Below are 24,995 nucleotides of genomic sequence, written 5' to 3'. Positions count from 1 at the left end.
CTTGAGGCCATTTTTAACGCCGCAGAAGCAACGCAGATAGAATTTCAACAGCCTGTTAACGGATCGGTCGATTACGGGTAAACTGCGCGCCTTGTTGTGAATATCGCCAGAGCCTGTAAATGACCGATCTCGAAAACCTGTTAGCTTTTCTTCCCTGTGAAACCCCGGACGCCTGGATTGAGGCAGCACTCCAAAATCCGCAAATCCTGCTGGTGGATCACGCCAATTGCGAGCTGAAGGCAGCGCAGTCAGCGCAGGCTTTGATTTGGAAGTATGGCAGTGCGCCAGCCGAAGGTTTTGTGCCAAAGAAAGGGCACTATGTAGCAAGCTTTGAGCTACTCAACAAAATGTCGAAGCTGGCTCGGGAAGAGTTGCGCCACTTTGAGCAAGTTCTGGCGATCATGAAAGATCGCAATATTCCATATACACAGCTCTCAGCTGCACGTTATGCCGCGGGTCTTCGCAAACTGGTGCGCAGCCAGGAGCCGGATAAGTTGGTCGATACACTGATTATCGGTGCGTTTATCGAGGCTCGCTCCTGTGAGCGCTTTGCCAAGCTGGCGCCGCACCTCGACCCGGAACTGGAGAAGTTCTACAACTCGCTGCTGAAATCCGAAGCGCGTCACTACAAGGACTATTTGACCCTCGCCCGTAAAGTGGCCGAATGCGATATTGAAGATCGCATTGAAGCGGTTCGCGAAAGAGAACGCGAGCTGATTGAAACCCCCGATGTGGAGTTTCGCTTTCACTCCGGTCCAGTAGATTTCTAATGGCCTGTCTTCCTTCCAGGGCTGAGCAAGTCGCTATGCGCATCGCTTTGCTGTTGGCGGTGGCGCTGTTTGGCGCCGGATTGGTAATGCCGATCGCCACTATCGAGCAGTTCTTTATTCTGGACAGTACCTTTTCGGTGCTTTCCGGCCTGATGGAATTGGTGGAAGGCAATCAGTTAGGTCTTTTTATTCTGGTGTTTGCGTTCAGCATCCTTTTGCCGATTGTGAAAGTCGGCGTGCTGTTTCGTGTGGTTTACTCCGGCAGAATGGGCAGCGATCGGGTTAAACGCTGTATTCACTTGATTCACCAGTTTGGTCGCTGGTCAATGCTGGATGTACTGGTGGTGGCAATGCTGGTTGTGGCGGTCAAAATCACAGCCGTTGCCGATATCGAAACCCATCTGGGACTTTACCTTTTCAGCGCTGGCGTCCTGTCAATTATGACAATCACCTCAAGAGTGATTGGCTGGGACAAATCAGGGTAACATCTCTCATCTCTCATCTCTCATCTCTCATCTCTCATCTCTCATCTCTCATCTCTCATCTAGCAATACCAACCCCCATACATTGGTCATATTGGATGACGAGCGCAGCCTCAGTACATCCTTATACAAACTATCCTTATAGGTGTAGTGCCAACAAGCCTTAGGAGGTTGCTATGGCTATTCGTACTGTCCTTGAGTTTTTACGTTCCAGACATACCCCTTTTAAAACCCTAAATCATTCACCTGCCTACACGGCACAGGAAGTGGCTGAAGCGGCTCATATTCATGGCCAGAACCTGGCCAAGGTGGTGATTGTCAGCGCCGACGGCCAGCTGGCTATGGTTGTGTTACCGGCGCACTATCATGTGGCGCTGGAAAATTTGCGTGATGCAATTGGTGCCAAAGAGATTCACCTGGCATCGGAGGCTGAGTTTGCTGGGCGATTCCCTGGTTGTGAGCTGGGAGCCATTCCACCTTTTGGCAATCTGTTTGGAATGGATGTTTTTATGGATACGGTATTTACTGCGGATGAGGATATTGCTTTCTGTGCCGGCAGTCATTCCGAACTGATTCGAATGAAGTTCAGTGATTTTGTCAATTTGGTAAATCCGATTGGAATCACCAGTGGAATTTCACCGGCAGGCATGTCACCACCGATAAGTATCCGTGAACACAAGCGCTTCAGGATATAAGGGGCTTAGCGCACCAAATTTAGTTATTGAGCCCGCTCTAACTGCAGCCTGACAGGCCACTCCTCATGATACCCACAAATCGTCGCAACCTGTCAGGCTGCAGTAGAGCTACTTGGTGCTATGCCGTTTTTTCGTCATCCTCGCGAAAGCGGGGATCCATATTGAGTAGTGATGAGAATATATAGATTATCGCCTGCGCGGGAATGACGGAGTTGCCCCCGTAGGGTGCACCGTGCGCACCACTTATGTAATAGGAAAAGACTCCAGCTCCAAAGAGCCATTATTTCTGGCTCTCAAACACCAGCCGTAGTCTTCCCAGTCTCCCAGCACAATACGCTCACCATTATTGTGATGATGGCGACCAGGGCGGTGGGTGTGGCCGTGAACCATTTTTGATACCCCGTATTTTCTTAGCAAACGCTCCACCTCATCGGGCGTTACATCCATGATGTTGCTGGCCTTGTTGCTGTTTGCCTGCATGCTCTTGGCGCGCCAGTCGGCGGCTATCTGAAGGCGTTTTTTCAGGGGGATTCGAGTGAGCAGCCAGGTGCCAATGGGGTTGCGTACTTTGCGGCGAAAACGCTGGTAATCGATATCCTTGGTGCAAAGAGTGTCGCCATGCAGCAACAGGACTTTATCTCCATAGAGGTCAATTACGTGATGCTCTGGCAGTAATATGCAGCCAGCAGCTTTGGCAAAGCGCTTGCCCACCAGAAAATCGCGATTGCCGTGCAGGAAGTAAAGCCTGGTTCCACTGTCGCTGAGCTTTCTGAGTTTTGAAATTACGTCTGCCAGAAATTCGGAAGGATCATCATCTCCCACCCAGGCTTCAAACAGATCGCCGAGTATGTAGAGCGCTTCAGCCTTGCTGGCTTCATTTTCCAGAAAATCGTAAAACGCCTTGGTAATGGCAGGGCGTTCGGGAGCGAGGTGCAAGTCGGAGATAAGGAGGGTGGTCATTGCTGCTCGTGAGATGAGAGATGGGAGATGTGAGACGGGGCAGGAGCGGAGCCTGTTGCATCTCTCATCTCCCATCTCCCGTCTCTCGGGGTGTTACTTCTCGGCGTACTCGTCAGAAACGGTAATGCTTTCGATCACGATGGAGTCGGTCGGTACGTCCTGATGGAAGCCGGAGTTACCGGTTTTTACGCCTTCGATATCTTTCACTACGTCCATTCCTTCAACCACTTTTCCAAATACGGCATAACCCCAGCCCTGTGGGTTTTTGCCTGTGTGGTTCAAAAAGCTGTTGTTGGCCACGTTAATGAAGAACTGGCTGGAGGCGGAGTGCGGATCCATGGTGCGGGCCATGGCCAGGGTACCGATTTCGTTTTTGAGGCCGTTGTCGGCTTCGTTTTCAATTGAAGCGCGTGTAGCTTGTTCCTGCATGTCGGCATTCATGCCGCCGCCCTGAATCATAAAGCCTTTGATGACGCGGTGGAAAATGGTGCCGCTGTAGAAGTCGTCTTTACAGTACTGCAGAAAGTTGGCAGCGGATTTGGGGGCTTTGTCAAAGTCCAGTTCAATGGCGATGTCGCCTTTGTTGGTGTGCAGGGTAATCATGTCTCTTTCCCACTTGATTCGTAAAAGTGGCGATATGGTAAGGGCTGGGGGGCGGTTAGGCAATTTGCATTTTGTTGTGATTGTTCAATTCGCGTTTCAGTGCTTGGGCATTGGCCAGCCCTCATATAACTGACAAATCGGGCCAACCAACGCCCAATCACTGAATCGCTACGTTTGGGTCGCTTTATCTGGCAGAGAAGTTGTTGAATTTTGTGTTTTGAATCCGCGCTTAAGTGATGGGGAGTTGGCCAGTCCTCATATAACTGACAAATCGGACTAACCAACTCCCCACCACTAAAGCGCTACCAGTGGCATCTACTGACATTGATTTTATCTAGCAGTTTGGTTTGGTGGGCAAGTTGTGACGATTTGTCAGTTATATGAGGAACCACTTGCCCACCAAATCAAATTGCGAGCTACGAAGTGCCAGAAGACACGGATTATTTGCCAGCAGGGGGTGTAGCCATCAACCCCCAGCAGCTATAATCAGCCACTTTGAGATCACTAACCGACTGGTTGTAGAAGAGAATGTCTGAAGAGTCCAAACCGCTCAATTTTATCCAAAAAATCATTGAAAAAGATCTGGCTGAGGGCAAGTACGAAAAGATCGTGACCCGTTTTCCGCCGGAGCCCAATGGTTACCTGCATATTGGCCATGCCAAGTCCATCTGCCTGAACTTTGGCCTTGCCCAGCAGTATGGCGGTGCCTGCAACCTGCGGTTTGATGACACCAATCCGGAAAAAGAAGAGCAGGAATACGTTGATTCGATCATGAAAGACGTACGCTGGCTCGGTTTTGAGTGGGATGGCGAGGTTCGCTTTGCCTCGGATTACTTCGACAAGTTTTACGAGTGGGCGCAGTATTTGGTGCGTGAGGGTAAGGCGTATGTGTGTGAACTGAGCGCCGAGCAGACCCGTGAGTATCGCGGCACGCTGACCGAGCCGGGCAAGAACAGCCCGTATCGTGATCGACCGGTGGATGAGAACCTGGCACTTCTGGAGGCCATGAAGAATGGTGAGAAGGAAGAGGGTAGTATGGTATTGCGCGCCAAGATCGATATGGCGTCGCCCAACATGAACCTGCGCGATCCGGTGATGTACCGAATTCGCAAGCGCCACCACCACCGTACTGGTGATAAATGGAATATCTATCCGGCCTATGACTTCGCTCATGGTCAGGAAGATGCCATCGAGGGCATTACTCACTCTATTTGTACTCTGGAGTTTGCGGCCAATCGCCCGCTGTACGACTGGTTTGTTCAGAATCTGCCGGTGCCGAGCGAGCCGCACCAGTATGAATTTGGCCGACTCAATATCAACTACACCGTTACCAGTAAGCGCAAGTTGAAAAACCTGGTGGATGAAGGTCATGTGGATGGTTGGGATGATCCGCGTATGCCGACTATCTCCGGCCTGCGTCGTCGTGGTGTTACGCCAGCAGCGGTTCGCAACTTCTGTGACTCTCTGGCAGTGGCTAAAACTGACGGTATTGTCGATATGGCGCAGTTCGAGTTCTCTATTCGCGAAGACCTCAATAAAAATGCCAAGCGCGCCATGTGTGTTTTGGACCCGATCAAGGTAGTGTTCAGCAACGTTGATGCCAATGAAATACTGACTGCGTCGGCACACCCGGATAAAGATCTGGGCGAGCGAGAACTGCCATTCAGTTCGGAAATTTATATTGATCGCGCTGATTTCAGCGAAGATACCACTCTGTCACGCAAGAAGTTCAAACGTCTGGTTCTGGGTGATTACGTACGCCTGCGCGGCGCTTATGTGATCAAGGCCGACGATGTGATCAAAAATGAGCAGGGTGACGTGACTGAACTGCGTTGCTCGATCGTTCCAGGTACTGTTGGTGAAAACCCGCCGGGAGATATTCGCCCGCGCGGTGTGATTCACTGGGTCGATGCAAATAATTGCGTTGATTGCGAGGTTCGCCTCTACGATCGTCTATTCAATGAGGCGGCTCCGGACAGTGGCGATAAAAATTATCTCGATCACATCAACCCGGAATCACTGCAAGTACTCACCGGCTGTAAAGCAGAAATTGGTCTGGCCAATGCGCCAGTGGAAGAGGCCTACCAGTTTGAGCGGGAAGGTTATTTCTGTCGTGACTCCAAGGCGAGCGGTGAGACTGTTGTGTTTAACCGCACAATTGATTTGAAAGAAAGCTGGAATAAATGATAGTCAGACGTCGCACGTCGCACGTCGCACGCTAAAAACTTGGCACTTTTGGGGTCGGGTTTAAGCGTGCGACGTGCGACGTGTAGCGTGCGACCAAATGTCGGACTCAACTATGACCCTGAAAATTTACAACACCCACAGCGGTAAAAAAGAAATCTTCACACCCCTCGAAGCAAACAAGGTGAAGATGTATGTCTGTGGGCCGACGGTTTATAACCGCGTTCATATTGGTAATGCTCGCCCGGTTGTGGTGTTCGATACGCTTTATCGTCTGCTGAAATCGCTTTATGGGGAAGTGACCTACGCACGTAATATTACCGATATCGACGACAAGATCATGAAGGCCGCTGCGGAAAATAAAGAAGATATTTCCGAACTGTCGGCCCGTTATGCCAAAGCCTATTTTGAGGACATGGCCGCGCTCAATAATCTTGAGCCGGATGTGATTCCTTACGCCACCCAACACCTGCCGGAAATGATCGCCATGATCGAGCGGTTGATTGAGAGTGGTTATGCCTATGAGGCAGAAGGGCATGTTCTCTTTTCCGTAGAGTCTATGGCCGATTACGGCAAGCTCTCCAACCGTTCACTGGAAGATATGCTCGCCGGAGCACGAGTAGAGGTCGCGCCGTATAAAAAATACGCCGGTGACTTCGTGCTCTGGAAACCTTCCAGCGACAGTGAGCCGGGCTGGGATAGCCCCTGGGGCCGTGGTCGTCCAGGCTGGCATCTGGAGTGCTCGGCAATGATTGAAAAACACCTCGGTGAAACCATTGATATTCACGGTGGTGGTCGTGATCTGGTGTTCCCGCACCACGAAAACGAAATCGCCCAGAGTCAGTGCTCCCACGGCGGTAAGCAGTTTGTGCGTTACTGGATGCACAACGGCTACGTAAATATCGACGGCGAGAAAATGTCCAAGTCGCTGGGTAACTTCCGCATGGTGCACGATCTGTTGTCGGAATATCCTGGTGAGTTGCTGCGATTTGCGCTGCTCTCTGCGCATTACCGCTCCGATGTGAACTTTAATGCCGAGATGCTGGAAAGTAACTGGAAGGTGCTGGACAGCCTGTACGGCGCCTTGCGCGACGCCCAGCAAGTTGAGGCGGCGCAGGTTGATCTGGCTGACAGTGCTTTTTTGCAGGCATTGTATGATGACATCAATACTCCGCTGGCCATTAGTGAACTGCACCAATTGGCGCGTGATTTAAATAAAGCCAGCGATGCCGACAAGCCGGTCTGCAAGGGTCGCCTGTTGGCTGCAGGTGCCATGCTGGGAGTGCTGCAAGGTGACGCGGAACAGTGGTTCAAGCAGGCACGCGGTGGTGACGATGCAATTTCCGAGCAACAAATTGAAGCATTAATTGTTGAGCGGGCAGACGCTAAAAAGAACCGGGATTTTGCAAGAGCGGATCAAATCCGCGATGAACTTCAAGCTGCCGGAGTTGTGTTGGAGGATTCTCCTCAAGGCACGAAGTGGCGTCGAGAGTAAAACAAAAAGCCGTCAATGATGACGGCTTTTTTTATGTCTGGATAAAAGAGATAAAACGTGAGTGTTAAACGGATAGTAATACTCGGCGGCTATGGCAATTTCGGAAAACGTATTGCCGAGCAGCTCGCGAAAGATGCCTCACTCATCCTGATTATTGCCGGGCGCAGCGCTGTCAAAGCCGAATCTATTTGCCAGAAATTAAATGAAAGCGGTGCCAGGGCATCATTAGCGTGTGCCCCGATTGATCTGAATGCCGCTAACTTTACCTCTCAACTTGCTGACCTGAAACCGGATCTGGTGATCCACACAAGTGGTCCTTTTCAGGGGCAGGATTATCGAGTGCCGAAAGCCTGCATTGCCTGCGGTTGTCATTATGTCGATCTGTCTGATGATCGACGCTTTGTTTGTGATATCGACTCACTTGATCAAGCCGCCAAAGCAGCAGGTGTGCAAATAATCAGTGGTGCCAGCTCGGTACCCGGTTTGTCATCTGTTGTGATTGACCAGTATCGGGATCAGTTTCAGCGGTTGGATTCCATTGATTTTGCAATCGCACCGGGTAATAAAGCAGATCGCGGTGAGGCTACGGTAAAAGGGATTCTTTCCTACACAGGTCATCCATTTCCTGTTTATGAAAATGGCAGCTGGCAGCAGCGCTATGGCTGGATGTCGATACGTCGCTGGAATTTTGGTGACGGGGTTGGAAAGCGCTGGCTTGCCAATGTAGATGTCCCGGATCTGGAGCTGTTTCCAACCAGGTACAGCACTGTGCAAACCGTAAGATTTCAGGCAGGTTTGGAGTTGCCGATTTTGCACCTGTCTATGAGTTTTATGGCCTGGCTGTGCAAGATTAAACTCGTCAAAAACTGGTTACCACTATCGGGCCCTATATTTCGATTAAGTAACCTGTTGCGAAGATTTGGTACAGATATAGGAGGGATGCGGGTCACTCTTTTCGGTGAAGACAAGCAAGGCAAACCCTTATCCCTATCCTGGAAGTTGAATGCAGCGAACGGGATTGGCCCTTATATACCGACGTTTTCAACGATTTTGGTGGCTAAAAAATTAGTTGCTGGCCAGTCTGTGGTTGGAGCGACTCCTTGTTTGGGGATGTATTCGATGGCTGAGTTTGATCAATTGGCCAAACAGTTTGGTATTCATCACAGCGTAAGTGTAGAGAAGGAGACGAATTAATGGATTACTACCTGATGTTGAAGTGGTTTCATATTATTGCTGCCATTATCGTTACTGGTACCGGTGCGGGAATCGCTTTTTTTATGCTGATGGCATACCGAAGTGGTAATTGGCAGGCGATTGCGGTTACTGCCAGACACGTTGTACTGGCGGATTGGTTGTTTACTACACCATCGATTGTGGTTCAGATAGTCACTGGTGTTCTACTGATGAGCCATCTTGGTTGGGCCTTTAACTCACAGTGGTTTATTGCGGTATTGGTACTTTATGCAGTAGTTGCCTTTTCTTGGTTGACCGTAGTCAAAATCCAATATCAGTTGAGAAAGCTATCCGCTGAAGTGATCGCCGGAAGATCAACTGATGACACAGAATCTAGCTTTAAAAGTTTGATGAGAGGTTGGACGCTACTGGGTGTGGTGGCATTTACAACCATTCTGGTTATTGTCGGGTTGATGGTTTTCAAGCCTCTACCTCTTACCTAAAAATTAACCCCAAGTCCCCCCCATAGGCTATTTTATTCCTTATGAATGATTTGCTTCTGGTTCTGGATCAAGGTGGGCAAAGCTCACGCGTCGCGCTTTATGAAAGTGATGGGTCGCTTTTGCAATTACATTCAGAGCGGGTTTCTACATCTACCCCGCATCGAGGCTGGGTTGAGCAGAACCCGGATGAGGTCGTTCAGTCACTGCAGCAATGTCTTTCCAAGGTGAAAATTCCAGAAGATCGAACTGTTATTGCTGGTATGGTCACACAGCGATCCAGTCTGGTGTGTTGGGATAGGGAAACGGGTAATGCCCTGACACCCATACTCAGTTGGCAGGATACCCGTGCTGCTGACTGGCTTGACCAGCTTTCCCTGAATGCTGAGGCAATCTACGAGCACACTGGCCTTTATCCCAATGCACATTTTGGTGCCAGTAAGATGCATTGGTGCCTGCAGCATGTTCCTGAAGTCCAGCATGCAAAGGTTGAGCAGCGTCTTTGTATTGCGCCATTGGCGAGTTATCTTTTGAGTAGATTACTGAAAGGCACTCCCTTTGTTGTTGATCCCGCCAATGCATCAAGAACGCTTCTGTATAACATTCACACCGGAAGCTGGGATCCCCAGCTGATGACACTGTTTGATATACACGAACCACTTTTGCCAATCATCCAGCCAAGCAGTTCCGAGTGGGGCAGCCTGGTCGTAGGAGAACGAGAGATTCCGCTACGGTGGGTGACTGGCGACCAATGTGCGGCTATAGCCGGGTTAGGCGGAGGTGAGCCTGAATCTGTGGTCATTAACGCTGGTACCGGCGCTTTTATTGCTAAAAGTTTGACCGCTACTGAAGCTCCCCCCGAGCGGTTATTGCAAACCCTTTTATGGGAGCAGGGTGGCGAGCGGCATTTTGTCGCCGAGGGTACGGTCAATGGGGCTGCCAGTGCTTTGCAGTGGGCAGCGAATTCGTTATCTCTGCCCAGTTTCGATCGGCTTGATGCCTGGTCTGCAACTTATAGTGATCCTCCGCTGTTCCTCAACGGAATAGGCGGACTGGCTTCTCCATTTTGGAAAGAGAATTTTGCCAGTGAATTTATTGGTGAAGGTTGTAGCGAAGCCAGGATGGTCGCCGTGCTGGAGAGTGTAGTGTTTTTATTGAAATGTAATTTTCAGCAGCTCTGTCATGGTGGCGGTTGTGCCAATCAAATTCGTGTGGGTGGTGGCTTGGCCGGTTTTGACAGCTTCTGCCAAAAATTGGCGGATGCTACCGGTTTGACAATCCTTCGTCCGGAATCACTAGAGGCAACGGCTAAAGGTTTGGCGTGGCTAATGGCCGACTGTCCAGATTGGCCTGAGCAGTACCGAACCTTCTACGCCAATACGGAATGCGACGGAATCAGCGGTCGCTATGAGCGCTGGTGTGAAGCGATGATTGAGGGGGTAAATCGCTAGATTTGAGTGTTAATTTATCGGTACGTGCAACTTCCTGACGGCGGCCAATAATTTCACGGACCTGTTTGATTATCTTCTCGGCTGTGGCTCGGTAACCGGTTAACTTTCCGCCATAAACCCCTATATAGTGACCTTCTGCTTTCACTATCACTTCCCGGCTTCGACTGAAGATTCGCTGATCGCTGCCAAGGGCTTTGGGTAATACTCGTAGTCCGCAAAATGCATCGTTTGGGGTCTTAATCCAATTCGGAAAGTAGTGATTCAGCACTGTTTGCAGGTAGTCGACCTCGGAGTCCAGTGGATGACAGTGATCGGGGTGTCCAAGGTAAAGCGTTTCAGTTGTACCGACCAAAGTGCCATTTTTCCAGGGCATTACAAAAACAGCTCGGCCATCTTGCGGTGCTTCAAGATAGAAACAATAGGGGCTCAATTGTTCTTCAAAGAAGATGTGGGTTCCCTGAACCAATTCAATTTCAATGCGTCTAGGCATTGGGGATATGGAGCGCAGCAGGTGGTTTACCCACGGGCCACAGGCATTAATCAATACCTGGCAATGCAGGGACAGTGTTTTACCCTTATGCCTGATTTGCAGATTGTAACCACTTGAATTGGCTTCTGCGTGGAGCATCTCGGCGGGGCAAGTCAGTGTTACCCCCAGATCCGATGCTGATTGAACTACGGCACGGGTCAATGCCTGATCGTCGGTTTGCGCATCACTGTAGCGAAAAATTGAGTGCAACCCGTCGCTATTTAACTGCGAAAAAAAAGGTTTATCCTCCGGCTTCAATTGTTCAAAACGACTGCTCGATTTAAAGCCGCTGAGAAGCTGATAGACCCATAATCCACAGCGAAGTTGTGTGCTCGAAAGTCTACTGTTCTTGTAAAGCGGAATAAAAAAGTCGTTTCGTTGCACCAATTCGGGGGCCAGCTTTATCAATAGCTCCCGTTCCCTGATGCTTTCCCTTACTAATGACCACTGGCCATGTTCAAGATAGCGCAGGCCGCCGTGAATCAATTTTGAAGATTTACTGGATGTGCCGGCGGCCCAATCAGTTTTTTCCACCAATAGTGTGCGATAACCGGCTGCCGCCGCAGCCTGGGCAATACCGGCGCCCTGAATTCCGCCGCCGATAATGGTGATATCAAAGTCTTCGTCAGACTTTTGTTCCATCATAGTGCTCGATGAGAAAGGTCGTGGAGAAGCCCACCAATGTTAAAGCTCTCTACCATATCTGCGCCACGTCGAAACCATTCGACAGCCGCCTCTGCGGTGCCAATTTCATACACCACAAGTTCAGCGCTGCTGTTACTCTCCAGTAAACCTTCACTGGGTATTTTCTTGTGGGAAATAAAAAGGTAGTCCGGGTGAATGGCTTTAAGGGAAGAGAGGCTCAAATCACTCCAGGACTCTACCACGACCCCAACCGATGGCCAGCCAGACTGATGTGCCAACAGAATAAATTCGCGGTCAAAGCTGATCAGGATGCACTGCCCGATCAGGGGGTGGAGTACATCATGTATGGCATCCAGCACCTGTTGTCGTCCAAGGTAATAGATACCATCTTCTTTGATTTCAACAAACAAGGTGACTTCCGGGTGTTTTTTCAGTAGTGGAAGCACGTCACTTAGGCGGCTGATTTTGACATCGGAAAATTGATCGCCAAAACGCTTGGGCTCGCAGGCAGTAAGCTGAACCAATTCACCGGCGGTGAGGCGATTAACGTCTTTATGAATGCCGCTGACTCGCTTTAACGTCGCATCGTGATAGATCATCGGCACGCCATCGGAGCTGAATTGAATATCAATTTCGATATAGTGTGCGCCAGCTTCAATGGCTTTCTCAATGGCGAGCAGCGTATTTTCAGGGTACAGCTGTTGGTAGCCCCGATGAGCCACCAGACGGTCTTTCAGCATTATCCATCTGCCCTATTATTCATAGCTGCTGCCACATCCAGCAACCGGTTTGAAAATCCCCATTCATTGTCGTACCAGCTCATTACCTTCACTTGCCGACCCTGCACCCTTGTTTGCGGTGCATCGACGATACTGGAGGCGGGGTTGTGGTTGTAATCCACAGACACCAAGGGCTGTTCGTTAAAGCTTAGCACGCCTTTTAAATCACCTTCCGAGGCATCGCGCAACATTTGATTAACCTCTTCGCGGCTGGTTTCCCGTCTGGCGGTAAAGTGAAAATCCACGATAGATACGTTGGGTGTAGGCACCCGCACTGCCATACCGTCGAGTTTTCCCGCGAGCTCAGGTAGAACAAGGCCAACTGCCGCTGCGGCACCGGTTTTGGTCGGGATCATTGACAGAGCTGCCGCCCTGGCACGGTAGAAGTCACTGTGGGCGTTATCAAGCAGATGCTGGTCATTTGTATAGGCGTGGATAGTGGTCATCTGGCCACACTCAATGCCCAGTCCTTTATGAAGCACCTTGGCAACCGGCGCCAGACAATTGGTAGTGCAGGAGGCATTTGAGACAATTCGCTGTGAGCCATCCAGCAGATGGTGATTGACCCCGTACACTACGGTCAGGTCAGCATCGGCCAGTGGGTGGCTCACCAGTACTCGTGGAGCGCCAGCCTGCAGGTGGTGATCCACAAGCTCGCGAGACTTCATTCGGCCGCTGCATTCAACGACAAGATCCACTTCCAGCGCTTTCCAGGGCAGGTCGGCAGGATCTTGCTGATGCAACAGCTGAATCCGGTGGTCGTTCACCCGAAGTTGATTGCCCTCCAGTGCCACATCGGCAGGGAAATGGCCGTGTGTAGAGTCATAGCGGGTGAGGTGCGTTAACAGATCAAATTCACAGAGATCGTTGATAGCGACAATATTGAACTCCTGGTCGCGGCCGCTTTCGTAGATAGCGTGCAGCAGGCAGCGCCCGATGCGTCCATAGCCATTGATAGCAATGCGAATCATAGCCTCTCCTTTGTTATGGTTCTTATTTACAGTTTGGACCAAAATCTCGCTGTTGCACGTCTGGATGCCAAAAGGTTGGATATCGACCACGTGTGGCTAAATAGTGCTCAAATTTCAATCGCTTAGAAATGTGAGAATAGTTTAAGAAACCCATTGACGAGAGGGTAGAGCATCAGTATTATGCGCACCTCTCGCAGCGATGCCGCTTCAGGATAATGTGAGATGAAACATCGGGGTATAGCGCAGTCTGGTAGCGCGCCTGCTTTGGGAGCAGGATGTCGGGAGTTCGAATCTCTCTACCCCGACCACTTTTCTTTAGATAGTAAATAGCTCGGTGCCGCCTTCGGGGCTGAGCAGGTTTCACTTAAAGCCCTTTTAAGTGTTGCCCACAGGATTAGAGCTTGTTGAGCGCCCGTAGCTCAGTTGGATAGAGCATCCGCCTTCTAAGCGGATGGTCGCAGGTTCGAATCCTGCCGGGCGTGCCATTTGCCTTGATAGACAAATGACTCTCTGGTGGCCGTAGCTCAGTTGGTAGAGTCCAGGATTGTGATTCCTGTTGTCGCGGGTTCGATCCCCGTCGGCCACCCCATATTCCAAAAGGCCCGATACGAAAGTATCGGGCCTTTTTATTTTCCATTTCAAGCCATTCGATAGGTTCGCCGCACTCGTAAGGTTGTCATTGTGAGGGCTGCGAAGTAATCCAGCGTCTTTGGTCTTCCTTTCATGGTGTCGGGTAACCGTTCCGGTTATTCTCTTTCTCAAACCAGAGTAATTAAGGAACTGATCAGTGAGCCCTAAAAGTATTGAGCAAATTCGCGCCAACTGTACCAAGGAGTTGAAGGGGCAGGGGGCGATTCTTCCAAAAGAGTATTTTTCTCAGCTCGCCAATTATACCGATGAAAATGTGACTGCAGATGTTTATGGCAAAGGTGGAGCGTTGGAGGAGTTTGAGGCAGAACTTGCCGACCTGCTGGGGCAGGAGCAGTGCGTGTTTTTGCCAAGTGGAATCATGGCGCAGCTGGTGGCGATGCGCATCTGGTCGGATCAGGCCCAAAACTCATTGATTGCATTTCATCCCACATCTCATCTTGAATTGCATGAAGAGAAGGCTTACCAGCATCTTCACAATTTACAAGCCATTAAGGTTGGTGAAGCTGATCAGGTGATGACGTTATCGGATTTGCAAAAAATGCCATCGTTGCCATCAGCGTTGATTATGGAGTTACCGCTTCGGGAAATTGGCGGCCAGTTACCGCAGTGGAGTGAGTTGCTCGAGCAGGTAGAGTACCTGCGCTCGAAAGGCGTGAAAGTGCATCTCGATGGCGCCCGGCTTTGGGAGTGTCGTGATTTTTATAATAAGTCCTACGCGGAAATTGCCGGGTTGTTCGATAGTGTTTATGTCAGTTTTTATAAAGGCATCGGTGCGCCTTCTGGTGCTGCCCTGTTAGGCTCTGGCGAATTTATCAAGCAGGCCAGAGTCTGGATTCGTCGTCATGGTGGTAATGTGTTTACCAGTTTTCCAAATTACCTCGCTGCCAGGAAGGGTGTTGAAGAAAAGCTGCAACGCTTTCCGCTCTACCATCAGCGAGCTAAAGAAGTTGCTCAATTGATTTCTTCTATTGAGGGGGTGAAGGTGATTCCGGAAAACCCTCAAATCAATATGTTTCATATCCATTTTTCCGGTGATGCGAAAGTGCTTGCCGGCAGGGCGTTGGAATTTGCCGAGCGCGAAAAGATTTGGAGTTTTGCCGAGCTTCAGCCAACAGATTCTGAAGGTGTATGCCGATTTGAGTGGTATGTTGGAGAGAAAGCGCTGGAAGTGAGTGATGGGGAGGTGGAAAGGCTGTTTCGATATGTTGTTGGTGACAATTAACTTTCCATTTTTATCAGCTGGGTTTTCACGGTGACATCACATTTTAATTGTGGGAACTTCTGTCCATCGAGTGGTGTAACCCGGAGATGTAAATTGTTGTCGCATATACCAGGGTTTGCTGGTGCCCTGAGATGCCAGTTGTGCGGTGCCTTTTCCGTGGGTGCGATTGATTCGGTCAATGACTTCCATTAACCGGTCGGCGCGGTAGCTCTGGCCTGCAGTAAGCATGTCAAACTGGTGGTAGCGCTTATCGGTCAGTTGCAGTAATCCCACTCCGGCTTTCAAAAAAGCGTGTCCCGGCTGAAACAGTTGTGCCACGGCCTGACGGGCGTGGCGCACCAACAGGCGAGTGTCATCTGTTGGAAAGGGTAGCTGCACGATACGGCTGTCACTGTAAAAGTCCGGCTTATGGGGGGAGGTGTGGATGAATACCTGCATGGTTTGCACCAGGTGCCGTTGGCTGCGTAATTTTTCCGCGGCTCGCGTGGCATACAGGGCAATGGCTTCCTGGACTGTATGTAGATCGGTGGCTGACTTGCCAAAAGAGCGAGTGCAGTAAATCTGCTTTTTGGCTGGTGGTAGCTCTTCCAGCTCCAGGCAGGGGTGGCCGTTAAGTTCTTCGATGGTTCGCTCCAAGCAGACACTGCTGCGCTGACGTACCCACTTTGGGTTGCTGCTGGCGAGATCCCAGGCGCTGTAGATATTAATCTCCTCCAGTCGGCGGGCCATGCGTTTTGCAATTCCCCAGACCGCGGTGGTTGGCAGGCGGCGCAACAACCACTCCCATTTTTGGGGTTGGTCCAGCACGCAGACACCATTGCACTTGGCAAGCACTTTGGCGGCACGATTGGCCAGCTTGGCCAGGGTTTTGCTCGGTGCAATGCCAACGCTTACCGGTACTCGAACATGCTGCCATACGGTTTGCCGAATTTGGTGGCTGTAGGTCATCAATTCCGGCATGCCAGCCAGATCCAGAAACATCTCATCGATACTGTACACCTCCAGTCGTGGACTGAACTGCTGAAGGGTGGTCATCACTTGGTTGGAGATATCTCCGTACAGAGGGTAATTGCTCGAGAAGATGGCGACGTTGTGTTTTCGCAGCAAGTGCTCAATTTTGAAAAAGGCGTGCAGGTCGGGGATGCCTAAAGCTTTTGCCTCTTTGGAGCGCGCCACCACGCATCCATCATTGTTGGACAGCACAACAACCGGTTTGCCGCGCAGGTCGGGGCGAAAAACCTGTTCGCAGCTGGCATAAAACGAATTGCAGTCGACCAGGGCTAGCATCGGTGCTGTCTAATTGAGGCGACCACGACGCCTTCAATTATCAGGCTTGAGTCACTGGAAATTGGAATGGGAGGGTGTTGCTGATTGCCCGAGCACAGTTGATGGTGGCGTGTGTTCAGAATTTTACAGGTGAGTTCACCGTCAAGTGCTGCGATTACAATGTCCCCGTGCTTAGGGTGTAGTGCACGGTCTACAATCAAAAGGTCGCCGTTAAAAATACCGAAATCAGTCATGGAGTCACCGGCAGCACGGGCGTAAAACGTGGCAGCAGGGTGCTTGATCAGGTGCTCGTTAAGATCCAGTCGTTGCTCGATATAGTCGTCAGCAGGACTAGGGAATCCCGCCTGAACGTGGGACCCATACAGCGGAGCGTAGAAAACTGTCCCGGCAAGAGGTCGGGCTTCAATGGTTGCTTTCATTTTGATTTGACACTGTAAATATATACAGCTGAATTATGTGTACGAATTTCGCATTAATCAAGACAAATGGAACTGCTGTATTGGCAGATCGGTTGGGAATTGATGACCGGAAGCTGTGTTACAGCCCGGATATTCGTCCCGGGCATATCATCAGTATTGTGGTGGAGCGGGGCGGGCAACGGCAGGTGCTGGATGCTATTTGGTGGTTGTACCTGCAGCAAACCGAGCGTGGTATGAAGGTGAATCCGGATTACTTCAGTGTAAATACCAACTACGCCAAGTTGCCCCAAAAGCCAGAATACCGCCACAGTCGCTGCATCATAATGGCCAGTTCATTCGTAGAAAGCCAGCAGGGCAAAAAGCCTCATGAGTTACGACCGGCGGACGGCTCCGCAATCGCTTTTGGTGGGCTCTGGAAGGCATGGCACGACAAGGCAACAGAACAAACCGTATATTCCGCCTCGATCATCACACTGCCTGGCTTGCCAGCACTGGCAGAGATCCACAAAAAAGCATTTCCACTGTGGCTGCCAGACGATGCCTATGATCCATGGCTGGATGCCAATGTGACAGACACCGCCTGTTTTGACGACCTGCTGATACCACATCTCAGGGCACCACTTGAGGCAGTGCAGGTGGATAGGGCAAGTAGTAAAAAACCGGTGGGGAGTACGAGGGTAATAAAAGAGTGATTACATCCAGCTAGTAAATTAGCTATTTCAGGCTGAAGGCAGCTATTACCTCCTGTCCGCCATGATTGATGCGAATTGCTTTTCGGTGTTCCTCTCATACTGCCTCACGGCTTGATATGCCTCAATAAAAGCTCCGTCAGTTTCTTCACATTAAGGGCTATCGAATCTATTGTTTTCTCTGGGAATTGCTTTTTGGTTGGTGTTCCATATACCAAAGTTGGATTTAGCCAAAAGGATGGTAAACCTGATAGATAACCACAGGAGGTCAACGGATGAATCATACTATCAACCGTTCCCTAAAAAATTTGACCGGGCAGCTTGATCGTCTGATTAGCGGGAGACTGTGGTTAAAGGTACTTATTGCACTGGTATTAGGCGTCGTCACCGGAATTTTACTGGGGCCAGATTTAGGTTTAATTTCAAGCGAAGCCGTTAAGGTCATTACAGCTTGGTTGGCTTTGCCGGGACAGGTTTTTCTTGCTGTTATTCAAATGATAGTGGTTCCCCTTGTCGTCGCATCTATTGTTCGAGGATTGGCCGTCAGTAACGATCCGATTGCCCTGAAACAGAATGGACTGATCGCCATATTGTTTATTGTGATCTCAACGGCACTAGCTGCCGCTATTGGCATCGTATTGGCTTTAAATGTCCAGCCAGGACACTTTGTTGAGGCTGGTGTGCTGAATGATGCAAGCGTGGCTCCGTTAACCAGTGCAGCGACCCATGGTTTCCCCGGGTTCGCTGAACTTCCCGATAAAGTTTCTGCGCTTATACCTAAAAACCCGCTGGATTCTATGGCGTCGGGAGAAATGCTCCAGGTCATTCTGTTTGCAGCGGTCCTTGGCGCCGCCATGTTATCTATCCCTGCGCAAAAGTCGAAACCATTGTTTGATTTGATGGGTGCCTTACAGGAGGTCAGTCTTCGTATCGTATCGTGGGCAATGCTTCTTGCACCTATTGCGGTCTTTGGGTTGATAACAAGATTGGTGGCAAATCTGGGTATTGAAGTACTTGCGGGCATGGCTGTTTATGTCGCAACGGTGGTAGTCGGATTAATCATCATTGCCATACTTTATTTGATTGTCGCAAAACTGACCCTGACTCAGTCGTTACGCCAATTTTTTTCCAATGTCCGAGAGCTGCTTTTGTTGGCCTTTTCTACCAGTAGCTCAGCAGCGGTGATGCCTATTACCATGCAGGTCGTTGAAGATAAATTACAAGTAAGAACAGAAATTGCCCGCTTTTTAGTGCCATTGGGTGCAACTATTAATATGGCAGGTACAGCTATGTACCAGGGCATTGCAACCGTATTTTTGGCTCAGGTATTCAATGTTGAGCTGAGTTTTGTGAGTTATTTATTTATTGTAACCATGGCGGTTGCGGCTTCAATCGGCTCACCTGCAACACCGGGAGCAGGGATAGTAATCTTGAGTATGGTACTTGAAGGGGTTGGTATTCCTGCCGTTGGTGTCGCACTTATTCTTGGTGTAGACAGGATATTGGATATGTTCCGAACTTCTGTGAATGTATTAGGCGATGTTGTCGCCTGCACTACGGTTCAACATTTGACTAGAAACCGAGTCGGTAAAGAAGTTCAGAAAGCACCAGAGTCTTGACGTAAATATCGCAGATTTCGTTTTGCACGAGGGCCATCTTTGCAGCGGATAAGGGAGTGTCGGTGTTCCTAATGTGGATGCCAGGATGGTGTGCGAGTGTGTTTGTTTGGTTTGTAGAAAAGAAAGGGATTCGGTAGGTATCGAATCCCTTTGATCACTTTAACTGTTTGTTCAGGCAAACTGCCAAAGCCGATTTTGGCGGGGTTTTACGATCAAGGGAATGCCGTCCAGTTTAGGGATAATGATACCTTTAGGTAACCTCAAGTTAGGGTAGAGCGCCTTTTTGATCAGCTCTCCCCCTTGCTCATTGATCTGGATGTGCTTTGGTTTGGATCCATTTTCACGGCGAAAAGAGTCTTCAGCGATATAGATTTCTTTGAGTATGTCCACGATGCCTCCATGCAGGCGCTGTATTGTTGGCGAATGTGCAACCGTCGATTAAAGTGAATTTCCGTGCGCTGGCTCAATAAAAGCTAATGCAAAAGTATGGTATCTACAGAGAAAAAGTCAAAAGTGTGATCTGTGCACGACCGTGGTGGAGTTTGTGGTTCTGGTTTTTGGCTGGCTTAAAGTCAAAAACTGTTCGATATCAATAGATTGGGCCAAGCTTTAAAAGCTTGATAAAAAGAAACCCCGACAGCTGTGCTGCCGGGGTTTCTTTTGCGGGGCGCTGAAGGTAGAACCTGTTCGCATGCCCCTGGTGTTTTTACAGCTCGTGGAAGCAGCGCTGTGAGATGGGTATCTCGTTCGCAGCCGCTCGTCCGTTGGCTGTATTAAATCTGGAACTTCAGGCCAATTACTTCTTGGCTTGACGCTCTTTTTCTTTCGCGATCACTTCGTCCGCTACGTTTTGCGGGCAAGGCATGTAGTGGCTGAACTCCATAGAGAACTGGCCACGGCCGGAAGTGATGGTACGCAGGTGGCCGATGTAGCCGAACATTTCGGACAGCGGTACATCTGCCTTGATGCGTACACCAGTAGCGCCAGGCTCCTGGTCCTTGATCATGCCGCGACGACGGTTCAGGTCACCGATAACATCACCAACGTGATCATCTGGAGTGAACACGTCTACTTTCATGATCGGCTCAAGCATCTGAGGGCCAGCTTTCGGCATGGATTGACGGAAAGCACCTTTGGCAGCGATTTCGAACGCGATGGCCGAGGAGTCAACAGCGTGGTAGCCACCGTCGAACAGCTCAACTTCAACGTCCAGAACCGGGAAGCCAGCCAGAGGACCGGTTTCCATCATGCTCTTGAAGCCTTTCTCAACAGCCGGGAAGAATTCTTTAGGAACGTTACCGCCCACAACCGTGGAAGTGAAGGTAAAGCCAGTGCCAGGTTCACCCGGCTTGATACGGTAGTCGATCTTACCGAACTGGCCAGAACCACCAGACTGCTTCTTGTGGGTGTAGCTGTCTTCGATCGGCGTGGTGATGGTTTCGCGGTAGGCTACCTGCGGCTTACCAACTACCAGCTCAACGCCGTAGGTACGCTTCAGGATGTCTACTTTAATGTCCAGGTGCAGCTCACCCATACCTTTCAGGATGGTTTCACCGGAGTCTTCGTCGGTTTCAACCTGGAAGGATGGATCTTCTGCAACCATCTTGCCAATGGCAATACCCATTTTCTCAACAGAACCTTTGTCCTTTGGAGCAACGGCAATAGAGATTACCGGCTCTGGGAATACCATTGGTTCCAGAGTACAAGGGTTCTTAACGTCACACAGGGTGTGACCGGTTTGAACGTTCTTCATGCCGATAACAGCAATGATGTCACCAGCCTGAGCCGTTTCCAGTTCGGTACGATCGTTGGCGTGCATTTCCACCATGCGGCCGATACGCTCGGTTTTGCCGGTGAAGGAGTTCAGGATGGTGTCACCTTTGCTCAATCTGCCGGAGTAGATACGAATAAAGGTCAGGGCGCCGAAACGGTCGTCCATAATTTTGAACGCCAGAGCGCGCAGTGGCTCTTCTTCGGAAACAGTGGCAAATTTGCCGGTTTCGTTACCTTCTTCGTCGGTCAGCGGCTGCGGATCAACTTCGGTCGGGTTCGGCAGGTAGTCAACAACGGCGTCCAGAACCAGCTGGATACCTTTGTTTTTGAAGGCAGAACCGCAGTAAGTCGGGAAGAATGCCAGGTCGCGGGTACCTTTACGGATACAGCGCTTGATGTCTTCGATGGACGGCTCTTCACCTTCCATGTAAGCCATCATCAGGTCGTCGTCCATCTCAACAGCGGTTTCGATCAGCTGCTCGCGGTACATGGCGGCATCGTCAACCATTTCGGCCGGGATGTCGGTTACTTCGTAGTTCTCTGGCAGGCCGGAATCGTCCCAGATGTAAGCTTTCTGGGTCAGAACGTCTACAACGCCTTTGAAGTCGTCTTCGATGCCGATCGGCAGGGTCATAACCAGTGGGTTAGCGCCCAGAACCTTCTTAACCTGCTCAACAACGCGGTAGAAGTCGGCACCCATACGGTCCAGCTTGTTTACGAAGATCAGACGAGATACTTCTGATTCGTTCGCGTAGCGCCAGTTGGTTTCGGACTGAGGCTCAACGCCGCCGGAACCACAGAATACGCCAACACCACCGTCCAATACTTTCAGGGAGCGGTAAACTTCAACGGTGAAGTCAACGTGTCCCGGAGTATCGATGATGTTCATCCGGTGGCCTTTCCAGAAACAGGTAGTAGCAGCGGACTGAATGGTAATTCCGCGCTCGGCTTCCTGCTCCATGAAGTCAGTAGTGGCAGCGCCATCGTGTACTTCACCGGTTTTGTGAATTTTACCGGTCAGCTTCAGGATGCGCTCGGTAGTAGTTGTTTTACCGGCGTCAACGTGCGCGAAGATACCGATGTTGCGGTAGAGTGATAAGTCAGTCATTGCTTCTCTCTAAAGTGAGCCATGGTCAAAATAGCGCGCAATTATACAGCAAATGCCCCCTAAAAAAGACCCCTAATGGAAAGTTTTACTGTTTTCAGCGCAAGTTGCCTGCGTTTGGGCTGAAAGCCACGTCATTTCTGGGGCTGAGCGAGGCCAGCTAGTGCGTTTTTGCTGTCTATAGGCTCTAGGAGGCGCAAATCTGGTCAAGAAATGCGGCTTGCTCTTCACAGGGGAAGGGTGGCATGAGAAAATTACCGCCTTTTTACACCTCAGCAAACTTCTAGGAACCAGCCCCAATGACTGCGATCGTTCTCGACGGTAAAGAAATTGCCAAACGCACCGAAGCCGAGCTCAGTGAGCGAGTAGCCGCGCTTAAAGAAAAGAGCGGTGCCACTCCAATTCTGGCCACCATTCTGGTGGGCGGAGATCCCGCCTCAGCAACCTATGTGCGCATGAAACAGAACGCTTGCAAGCGTGTTGGCATGGATTCGATTGCGGTAGAGATGCCGGAAGAGACCACTACCGAGGAGTTGTTGGTAAAAATTGAAGAGTTGAATGCCGATCCAAATTGCCACGGCATTCTGCTGCAGCACCCGGTGCCAGAGCAGATTGATGAGCGTGCCTGCTTTGATGCTATTGCTCTCAATAAGGATGTGGATGGTGTTACCTGCCTGGGTTATGGCCGCATGGCTATGGGGGAAGAGGCGTACGGGTCTGCAACTCCACAGGGCATCATGCGCCTGCTGGCGGCTTACGATATCGATCTGAACGGCAAGCACGCTGTGGTGGTTGGTCGCAGCCCGATTCTGGGTAAGCCTATGGCTGCAATGCTGCTTAATGCCAATGCCACCGTCACTATTTGTCACTCCCGTACCCAAAACCTGGCTGATCACATCAAGCAGGCTGATATTGTTGTGGGTGCAGTCGGCAAGCCGGAGTTTATTAAGGCTGAATGGATTAAAGATGGTGCTGTTGTGGTTGATGCCGGTTACCACCCTCCGGGCGTGGGTGATATTGAGTTGGGGCCACTGAAAGAGCGTGTTGCGGCGTACACTCCTGTGCCAGGTGGTGTTGGCCCAATGACCATCAATACACTGATTCTGCAATCGGTTGATGCAGGAGAGAAAAAGCTGGACTGAGTTGACCGGCAGTAGGTAGTTACAAAAATCCTCGCTAATTAGCGTAATGCTGTTCACTTAAGTTTTCGGAAGTAGTTGTCATTCCCGCCTACGCGGGAATGACGATATTTCTTAGGTGAACCACGTTACGTCAATCAGTGGGGATTTTTAGTTATGGGTTATGAGTTCTGATGGCAGTAATCAGTTCTCAATACTGACACCTCTCTCGGTTAGCAGGTAAGCCGTAAAACTGCCTAGCCAGTGAGAAGCCATATAGTTGAGTTCACCAAGTACGATGCCAGTGCCAGCTTCCTGGTGGGCTTTGGATTCGGCATTCAGGGTAGCGATGCGTGGGTCTTTTTCTGGCAATGCCTGAGCTATGCCATCCAGCATCCAGGCGCGGGTGAGGTTAAGGCCGAAAAGATGCGTGTCTTCGCCAGCGCTAAGTTGTACAGATAACCAGCCGGCTTTACCGTTGAGCGGTACTGTCGGCAGAAAATCACTGAACCATTTATCGAATTCTGCTGTAGTCAGTACGCGACGCATCAGGTCAGCCTCTGCCAGACAGGGAGAGAGGAAGTCCTTGCGCTCAGGTTCACTGGCGATAGGACAGCTGGCTTTTTTTCCGTAGTGTTTTTTAGTAAACCATTCAATGCGTCTGGCGATATGGGAGTTGTCACTGACTTTGGCCCAGTCCAGCATCAGGCCCAAGTTAAAGGCTGTGTTGTTATGAGTACCTATAATCAACGGTGTATTCATGCTGGCTAACCAGATTTGCAGCCGCTCGACTATCAAATCTTCAAGTGGTTTGAGGTTAGCGAGCCATTGACGGGCTTGTAGGTTGTCCCATTGACGTAATTCGCCAGTAAGTTGCAGGAACCATGTAAACCCGTATGGCAGCTCGTAACCACGATGCATTTCAGGTGACTGGAAAGAGGCTACTTCAGTGGCAATATTCTCTGGGGTGAAGCTGGAATTTAAGGTATCGATAATCTGTGACTGCTGCTCGGGGTTGGCTGATAGTCGCAGGATTCGCACCAATGCCCAGTGGTTGTGAACACTTGAGTGCCAGTCAAAGCAGCCGTAAAAAGCGGGAGCCTGTTGTTTGTATGAATCGCCGCTAAACGGGGTATCCGAGAAGTATGTTGACTTAATGTTCTTTTCTTTTAAGTAGCTGAGAATATTGGGGTATTCGGTGTGGATGCAGCCCAGTGCAAGTTCTGTCACCCGTTTAATGTAAGGCTTTGTAAAACGGGCTGGCTCCGCAGCCTGCAACGCTGCACTGGTTAACAGGCATAGGCCCAAAGTCAGGATAATTTTTCTAGTCATATGTAACCCTCTTTCTGATTTCGAAATTTTACAGGGTAATCACCATTTTGTGTCCAGACCTTAGTGGCAGTTGTATCTTTGCCGGTCTAAAGGGGAGTAGCTCGCCCGCAGGCGGCGATTAAAAATTCCAATGCCTGTTTTTTTATCAAATACCGATTGGCGTTCCCGGCCAATGGCTTGGGCTCGAAAGCTGTCATCCGTTACACCAAGTACCTTACATAGCGTGGCATTGATATATATTTTGTCGCCGACTGCTATTGAGTTGAAGTTACACGGTGGGGGAGTGGGTTGTTTATTTCTGGAGTGTATCGACTCCCAACCGTTCTCCCAGCTGGAGTGTGTGGATACTGAAAACAGTGGGTCGTTAGCAGCGAGTTGTAACCGTTCCTGGTGCAGTTGATATTGCAGGTTCAGTTGTTGCATGGATTCAACGCAGCCGCCTCGATCAGGGTGATGAATCGAAGCAAGCTTTCGATAGATGGTTTTCAGCTCTTTCAGAGATTGTGCAGATGCCAGGTGGGCCATCGTCTATCCTTTTTCCAT

23 protein-coding genes and 3 tRNA genes are annotated in these 24,995 nt (G+C 50.3%); 15 read left to right on the top strand and 11 right to left on the bottom strand.

What is annotated here, in order from left to right; genetic code table 11:
- The first annotated feature begins 119 nt into the window (after positions 1-119).
- The 3 genes from miaE to QP938_07550 all read left to right on the top strand — a co-directional run bounded on the left by miaE (position 120) and on the right by QP938_07550 (position 1,947).
- Positions 120-770, top strand: coding sequence for a tRNA isopentenyl-2-thiomethyl-A-37 hydroxylase MiaE (gene miaE, locus QP938_07560; GenBank protein ID WIO73169.1), 651 nt, complete (start codon positions 120-122; stop codon positions 768-770).
- A complete protein-coding gene (locus QP938_07555; GenBank protein WIO73168.1) occupies positions 770-1,255 on the top strand; it encodes a paraquat-inducible protein A in 486 nt (161 codons plus the stop codon). Before miaE ends, QP938_07555 begins: the two co-directional genes overlap by 1 nt.
- Before the next feature lie 173 nt (positions 1,256-1,428).
- Positions 1,429-1,947 (top strand): YbaK/EbsC family protein, encoded by a 519-nt coding sequence (locus QP938_07550; GenBank protein ID WIO73167.1) that lies wholly within the window; start codon positions 1,429-1,431, stop codon positions 1,945-1,947.
- 243 nt (positions 1,948-2,190) lie between these two features.
- Here QP938_07550 and QP938_07545 read toward each other — a convergent pair whose 3' ends face one another.
- Both QP938_07545 and QP938_07540 read right to left on the bottom strand, forming a co-directional pair.
- Entirely contained in the window at positions 2,191-2,907 is a 717-nt protein-coding gene (locus tag QP938_07545; GenBank protein ID WIO73166.1) for a UDP-2,3-diacylglucosamine diphosphatase, read from the bottom strand.
- 93 nt (positions 2,908-3,000) lie between these two features.
- Complete coding sequence (locus tag QP938_07540) at positions 3,001-3,510, bottom strand: peptidylprolyl isomerase (protein WIO73165.1); 510 nt, start codon at positions 3,508-3,510, stop codon at positions 3,001-3,003.
- A gap of 528 nt (positions 3,511-4,038) precedes the next feature.
- Between QP938_07540 and QP938_07535 the strand changes: the two genes are divergently transcribed.
- The 5 genes from QP938_07535 (at position 4,039) to QP938_07515 (ending at position 10,313) form a co-directional block, all read left to right on the top strand.
- Positions 4,039-5,697, top strand: a complete 1,659-nt coding sequence (locus tag QP938_07535) for a glutamine--tRNA ligase/YqeY domain fusion protein (GenBank protein ID WIO73164.1) — start codon at positions 4,039-4,041, stop codon at positions 5,695-5,697.
- Between the two features lie 112 nt (positions 5,698-5,809).
- Positions 5,810-7,189 (top strand): cysteine--tRNA ligase, encoded by a 1,380-nt coding sequence (gene cysS, locus QP938_07530; protein WIO73163.1) that lies wholly within the window; start codon positions 5,810-5,812, stop codon positions 7,187-7,189.
- A 57-nt stretch (positions 7,190-7,246) separates the two neighbouring features.
- Positions 7,247-8,383: a saccharopine dehydrogenase NADP-binding domain-containing protein gene (locus QP938_07525; GenBank protein WIO73162.1), complete on the top strand. Its 1,137-nt coding sequence runs from the start codon at positions 7,247-7,249 to the stop codon at positions 8,381-8,383.
- Entirely contained in the window at positions 8,383-8,865 is a 483-nt protein-coding gene (locus QP938_07520; GenBank protein WIO73161.1) for a DUF2269 domain-containing protein, read from the top strand. Before QP938_07525 ends, QP938_07520 begins: the two co-directional genes overlap by 1 nt.
- Positions 8,866-8,906: 41 nt before the next feature.
- Positions 8,907-10,313 (top strand): FGGY family carbohydrate kinase, encoded by a 1,407-nt coding sequence (locus QP938_07515; protein WIO73160.1) that lies wholly within the window; start codon positions 8,907-8,909, stop codon positions 10,311-10,313.
- Here the strand turns inward: QP938_07515 and QP938_07510 are convergent.
- The 3 genes from QP938_07510 to gap are packed head-to-tail and all read right to left on the bottom strand — an operon-like array spanning position 10,258 to position 13,237.
- Positions 10,258-11,484 (bottom strand): FAD-dependent oxidoreductase, encoded by a 1,227-nt coding sequence (locus QP938_07510; GenBank protein ID WIO73159.1) that lies wholly within the window; start codon positions 11,482-11,484, stop codon positions 10,258-10,260. The two genes, QP938_07515 and QP938_07510, sit on opposite strands and share 56 nt — an antisense overlap.
- On the bottom strand, positions 11,484-12,227 hold the full coding sequence (locus tag QP938_07505; protein WIO73158.1) for a glycerophosphodiester phosphodiesterase family protein: 744 nt from the start codon (positions 12,225-12,227) through the stop codon (positions 11,484-11,486). Before QP938_07505 ends, QP938_07510 begins: the two co-directional genes overlap by 1 nt.
- Positions 12,227-13,237: a type I glyceraldehyde-3-phosphate dehydrogenase gene (gene gap, locus QP938_07500; GenBank protein ID WIO73157.1), complete on the bottom strand. Its 1,011-nt coding sequence runs from the start codon at positions 13,235-13,237 to the stop codon at positions 12,227-12,229. The genes QP938_07505 and gap overlap by 1 nt, the downstream gene beginning before the upstream one ends.
- 231 nt (positions 13,238-13,468) lie before the next feature.
- On the opposite strand from gap, the gene QP938_07495 reads away from it, so the two are divergent.
- The 4 genes from QP938_07495 (at position 13,469) to QP938_07480 (ending at position 15,110) form a co-directional block, all read left to right on the top strand.
- A tRNA-Pro gene (locus QP938_07495) sits at positions 13,469-13,545 on the top strand.
- A 100-nt stretch (positions 13,546-13,645) separates the two neighbouring features.
- Positions 13,646-13,722 (top strand) — tRNA-Arg (locus QP938_07490).
- 28 nt (positions 13,723-13,750) lie between these two features.
- A tRNA-His gene (locus QP938_07485) sits at positions 13,751-13,826 on the top strand.
- A gap of 198 nt (positions 13,827-14,024) precedes the next feature.
- Positions 14,025-15,110 (top strand): beta-eliminating lyase-related protein, encoded by a 1,086-nt coding sequence (locus QP938_07480; GenBank protein WIO73156.1) that lies wholly within the window; start codon positions 14,025-14,027, stop codon positions 15,108-15,110.
- Positions 15,111-15,146: 36 nt separating this feature from the next.
- On the opposite strand, the gene QP938_07475 is transcribed toward QP938_07480, so the two are convergent.
- Both QP938_07475 and umuD read right to left on the bottom strand, forming a co-directional pair.
- Positions 15,147-16,397, bottom strand: coding sequence for a Y-family DNA polymerase (locus QP938_07475; protein WIO73155.1), 1,251 nt, complete (start codon positions 16,395-16,397; stop codon positions 15,147-15,149).
- Positions 16,391-16,816, bottom strand: a complete 426-nt coding sequence (gene umuD / locus QP938_07470) for a translesion error-prone DNA polymerase V autoproteolytic subunit (protein WIO73154.1) — start codon at positions 16,814-16,816, stop codon at positions 16,391-16,393. The genes QP938_07475 and umuD overlap by 7 nt, the downstream gene beginning before the upstream one ends.
- An 80-nt stretch (positions 16,817-16,896) precedes the next feature.
- On the opposite strand from umuD, the gene QP938_07465 reads away from it, so the two are divergent.
- Both QP938_07465 and QP938_07460 read left to right on the top strand, forming a co-directional pair.
- Positions 16,897-17,508 (top strand): SOS response-associated peptidase family protein, encoded by a 612-nt coding sequence (locus QP938_07465; protein WIO73153.1) that lies wholly within the window; start codon positions 16,897-16,899, stop codon positions 17,506-17,508.
- 272 nt (positions 17,509-17,780) lie between these two features.
- On the top strand, positions 17,781-19,124 hold the full coding sequence (locus QP938_07460) for a dicarboxylate/amino acid:cation symporter (GenBank protein ID WIO73152.1): 1,344 nt from the start codon (positions 17,781-17,783) through the stop codon (positions 19,122-19,124).
- A gap of 171 nt (positions 19,125-19,295) precedes the next feature.
- On the opposite strand, the gene QP938_07455 is transcribed toward QP938_07460, so the two are convergent.
- Together QP938_07455 and fusA are read right to left on the bottom strand one after the other, a co-directional pair.
- Positions 19,296-19,514, bottom strand: coding sequence for a hypothetical protein (locus QP938_07455; protein ID WIO73151.1), 219 nt, complete (start codon positions 19,512-19,514; stop codon positions 19,296-19,298).
- 406 nt (positions 19,515-19,920) lie between these two features.
- Positions 19,921-22,005, bottom strand: coding sequence for an elongation factor G (gene fusA / locus QP938_07450; GenBank protein ID WIO73150.1), 2,085 nt, complete (start codon positions 22,003-22,005; stop codon positions 19,921-19,923).
- A gap of 296 nt (positions 22,006-22,301) precedes the next feature.
- Here fusA and folD point away from each other — a divergent pair, with 296 nt between their 5' ends.
- Positions 22,302-23,144 carry a bifunctional methylenetetrahydrofolate dehydrogenase/methenyltetrahydrofolate cyclohydrolase FolD gene (folD, locus tag QP938_07445; GenBank protein ID WIO73149.1) on the top strand — a complete coding sequence of 281 codons (843 nt, stop codon included), beginning with the start codon at positions 22,302-22,304 and terminating at the stop codon, positions 23,142-23,144.
- A gap of 180 nt (positions 23,145-23,324) precedes the next feature.
- Here folD and QP938_07440 read toward each other — a convergent pair whose 3' ends face one another.
- Entirely contained in the window at positions 23,325-24,452 is a 1,128-nt protein-coding gene (locus QP938_07440) for a DUF2891 domain-containing protein (protein ID WIO73148.1), read from the bottom strand.
- Between the two features lie 60 nt (positions 24,453-24,512).
- On the bottom strand, positions 24,513-24,977 hold the full coding sequence (locus tag QP938_07435; GenBank protein WIO73147.1) for a hypothetical protein: 465 nt from the start codon (positions 24,975-24,977) through the stop codon (positions 24,513-24,515).
- Positions 24,978-24,995 lie beyond the last annotated feature (18 nt).

The organism is Porticoccaceae bacterium LTM1 (genome assembly GCA_030252795.1).
Lineage (GTDB): Bacteria > Pseudomonadota > Gammaproteobacteria > Pseudomonadales > Porticoccaceae > SCSIO-12696.
The sequence above is the reverse complement of the archived record's forward strand: the minus strand, read 5'-3'. Positions and strand labels throughout refer to the sequence as shown.

Bases quoted from the DNA above. Each gene is read 5' to 3' on its own strand.
- miaE (WIO73169.1), top strand. From the start codon at position 120: ATGACCGATCTCGAAAACCTGTTAGCTTTTCTTCCCTGTGAAACCCCG.
- QP938_07555 (WIO73168.1), top strand. From the start codon at position 770: ATGGCCTGTCTTCCTTCCAGGGCTGAGCAAGTCGCTATGCGCATCGCT.
- QP938_07550 (WIO73167.1), top strand. From the start codon at position 1,429: ATGGCTATTCGTACTGTCCTTGAGTTTTTACGTTCCAGACATACCCCT.
- QP938_07545 (WIO73166.1), bottom strand. From the start codon at position 2,907: ATGACCACCCTCCTTATCTCCGACTTGCACCTCGCTCCCGAACGCCCT.
- QP938_07540 (WIO73165.1), bottom strand. From the start codon at position 3,510: ATGATTACCCTGCACACCAACAAAGGCGACATCGCCATTGAACTGGAC.
- QP938_07535 (WIO73164.1), top strand. From the start codon at position 4,039: ATGTCTGAAGAGTCCAAACCGCTCAATTTTATCCAAAAAATCATTGAA.
- cysS (WIO73163.1), top strand. From the start codon at position 5,810: ATGACCCTGAAAATTTACAACACCCACAGCGGTAAAAAAGAAATCTTC.
- QP938_07520 (WIO73161.1), top strand. From the start codon at position 8,383: ATGGATTACTACCTGATGTTGAAGTGGTTTCATATTATTGCTGCCATT.
- QP938_07515 (WIO73160.1), top strand. From the start codon at position 8,907: ATGAATGATTTGCTTCTGGTTCTGGATCAAGGTGGGCAAAGCTCACGC.
- QP938_07510 (WIO73159.1), bottom strand. From the start codon at position 11,484: ATGGAACAAAAGTCTGACGAAGACTTTGATATCACCATTATCGGCGGC.
- QP938_07505 (WIO73158.1), bottom strand. From the start codon at position 12,227: ATGCTGAAAGACCGTCTGGTGGCTCATCGGGGCTACCAACAGCTGTAC.
- gap (WIO73157.1), bottom strand. From the start codon at position 13,237: ATGATTCGCATTGCTATCAATGGCTATGGACGCATCGGGCGCTGCCTG.
- QP938_07475 (WIO73155.1), bottom strand. From the start codon at position 16,397: ATGCTAGCCCTGGTCGACTGCAATTCGTTTTATGCCAGCTGCGAACAG.
- umuD (WIO73154.1), bottom strand. From the start codon at position 16,816: ATGAAAGCAACCATTGAAGCCCGACCTCTTGCCGGGACAGTTTTCTAC.
- QP938_07460 (WIO73152.1), top strand. From the start codon at position 17,781: ATGAATCATACTATCAACCGTTCCCTAAAAAATTTGACCGGGCAGCTT.
- fusA (WIO73150.1), bottom strand. From the start codon at position 22,005: ATGACTGACTTATCACTCTACCGCAACATCGGTATCTTCGCGCACGTT.
- folD (WIO73149.1), top strand. From the start codon at position 22,302: ATGACTGCGATCGTTCTCGACGGTAAAGAAATTGCCAAACGCACCGAA.
- QP938_07440 (WIO73148.1), bottom strand. From the start codon at position 24,452: ATGACTAGAAAAATTATCCTGACTTTGGGCCTATGCCTGTTAACCAGT.
- QP938_07435 (WIO73147.1), bottom strand. From the start codon at position 24,977: ATGGCCCACCTGGCATCTGCACAATCTCTGAAAGAGCTGAAAACCATC.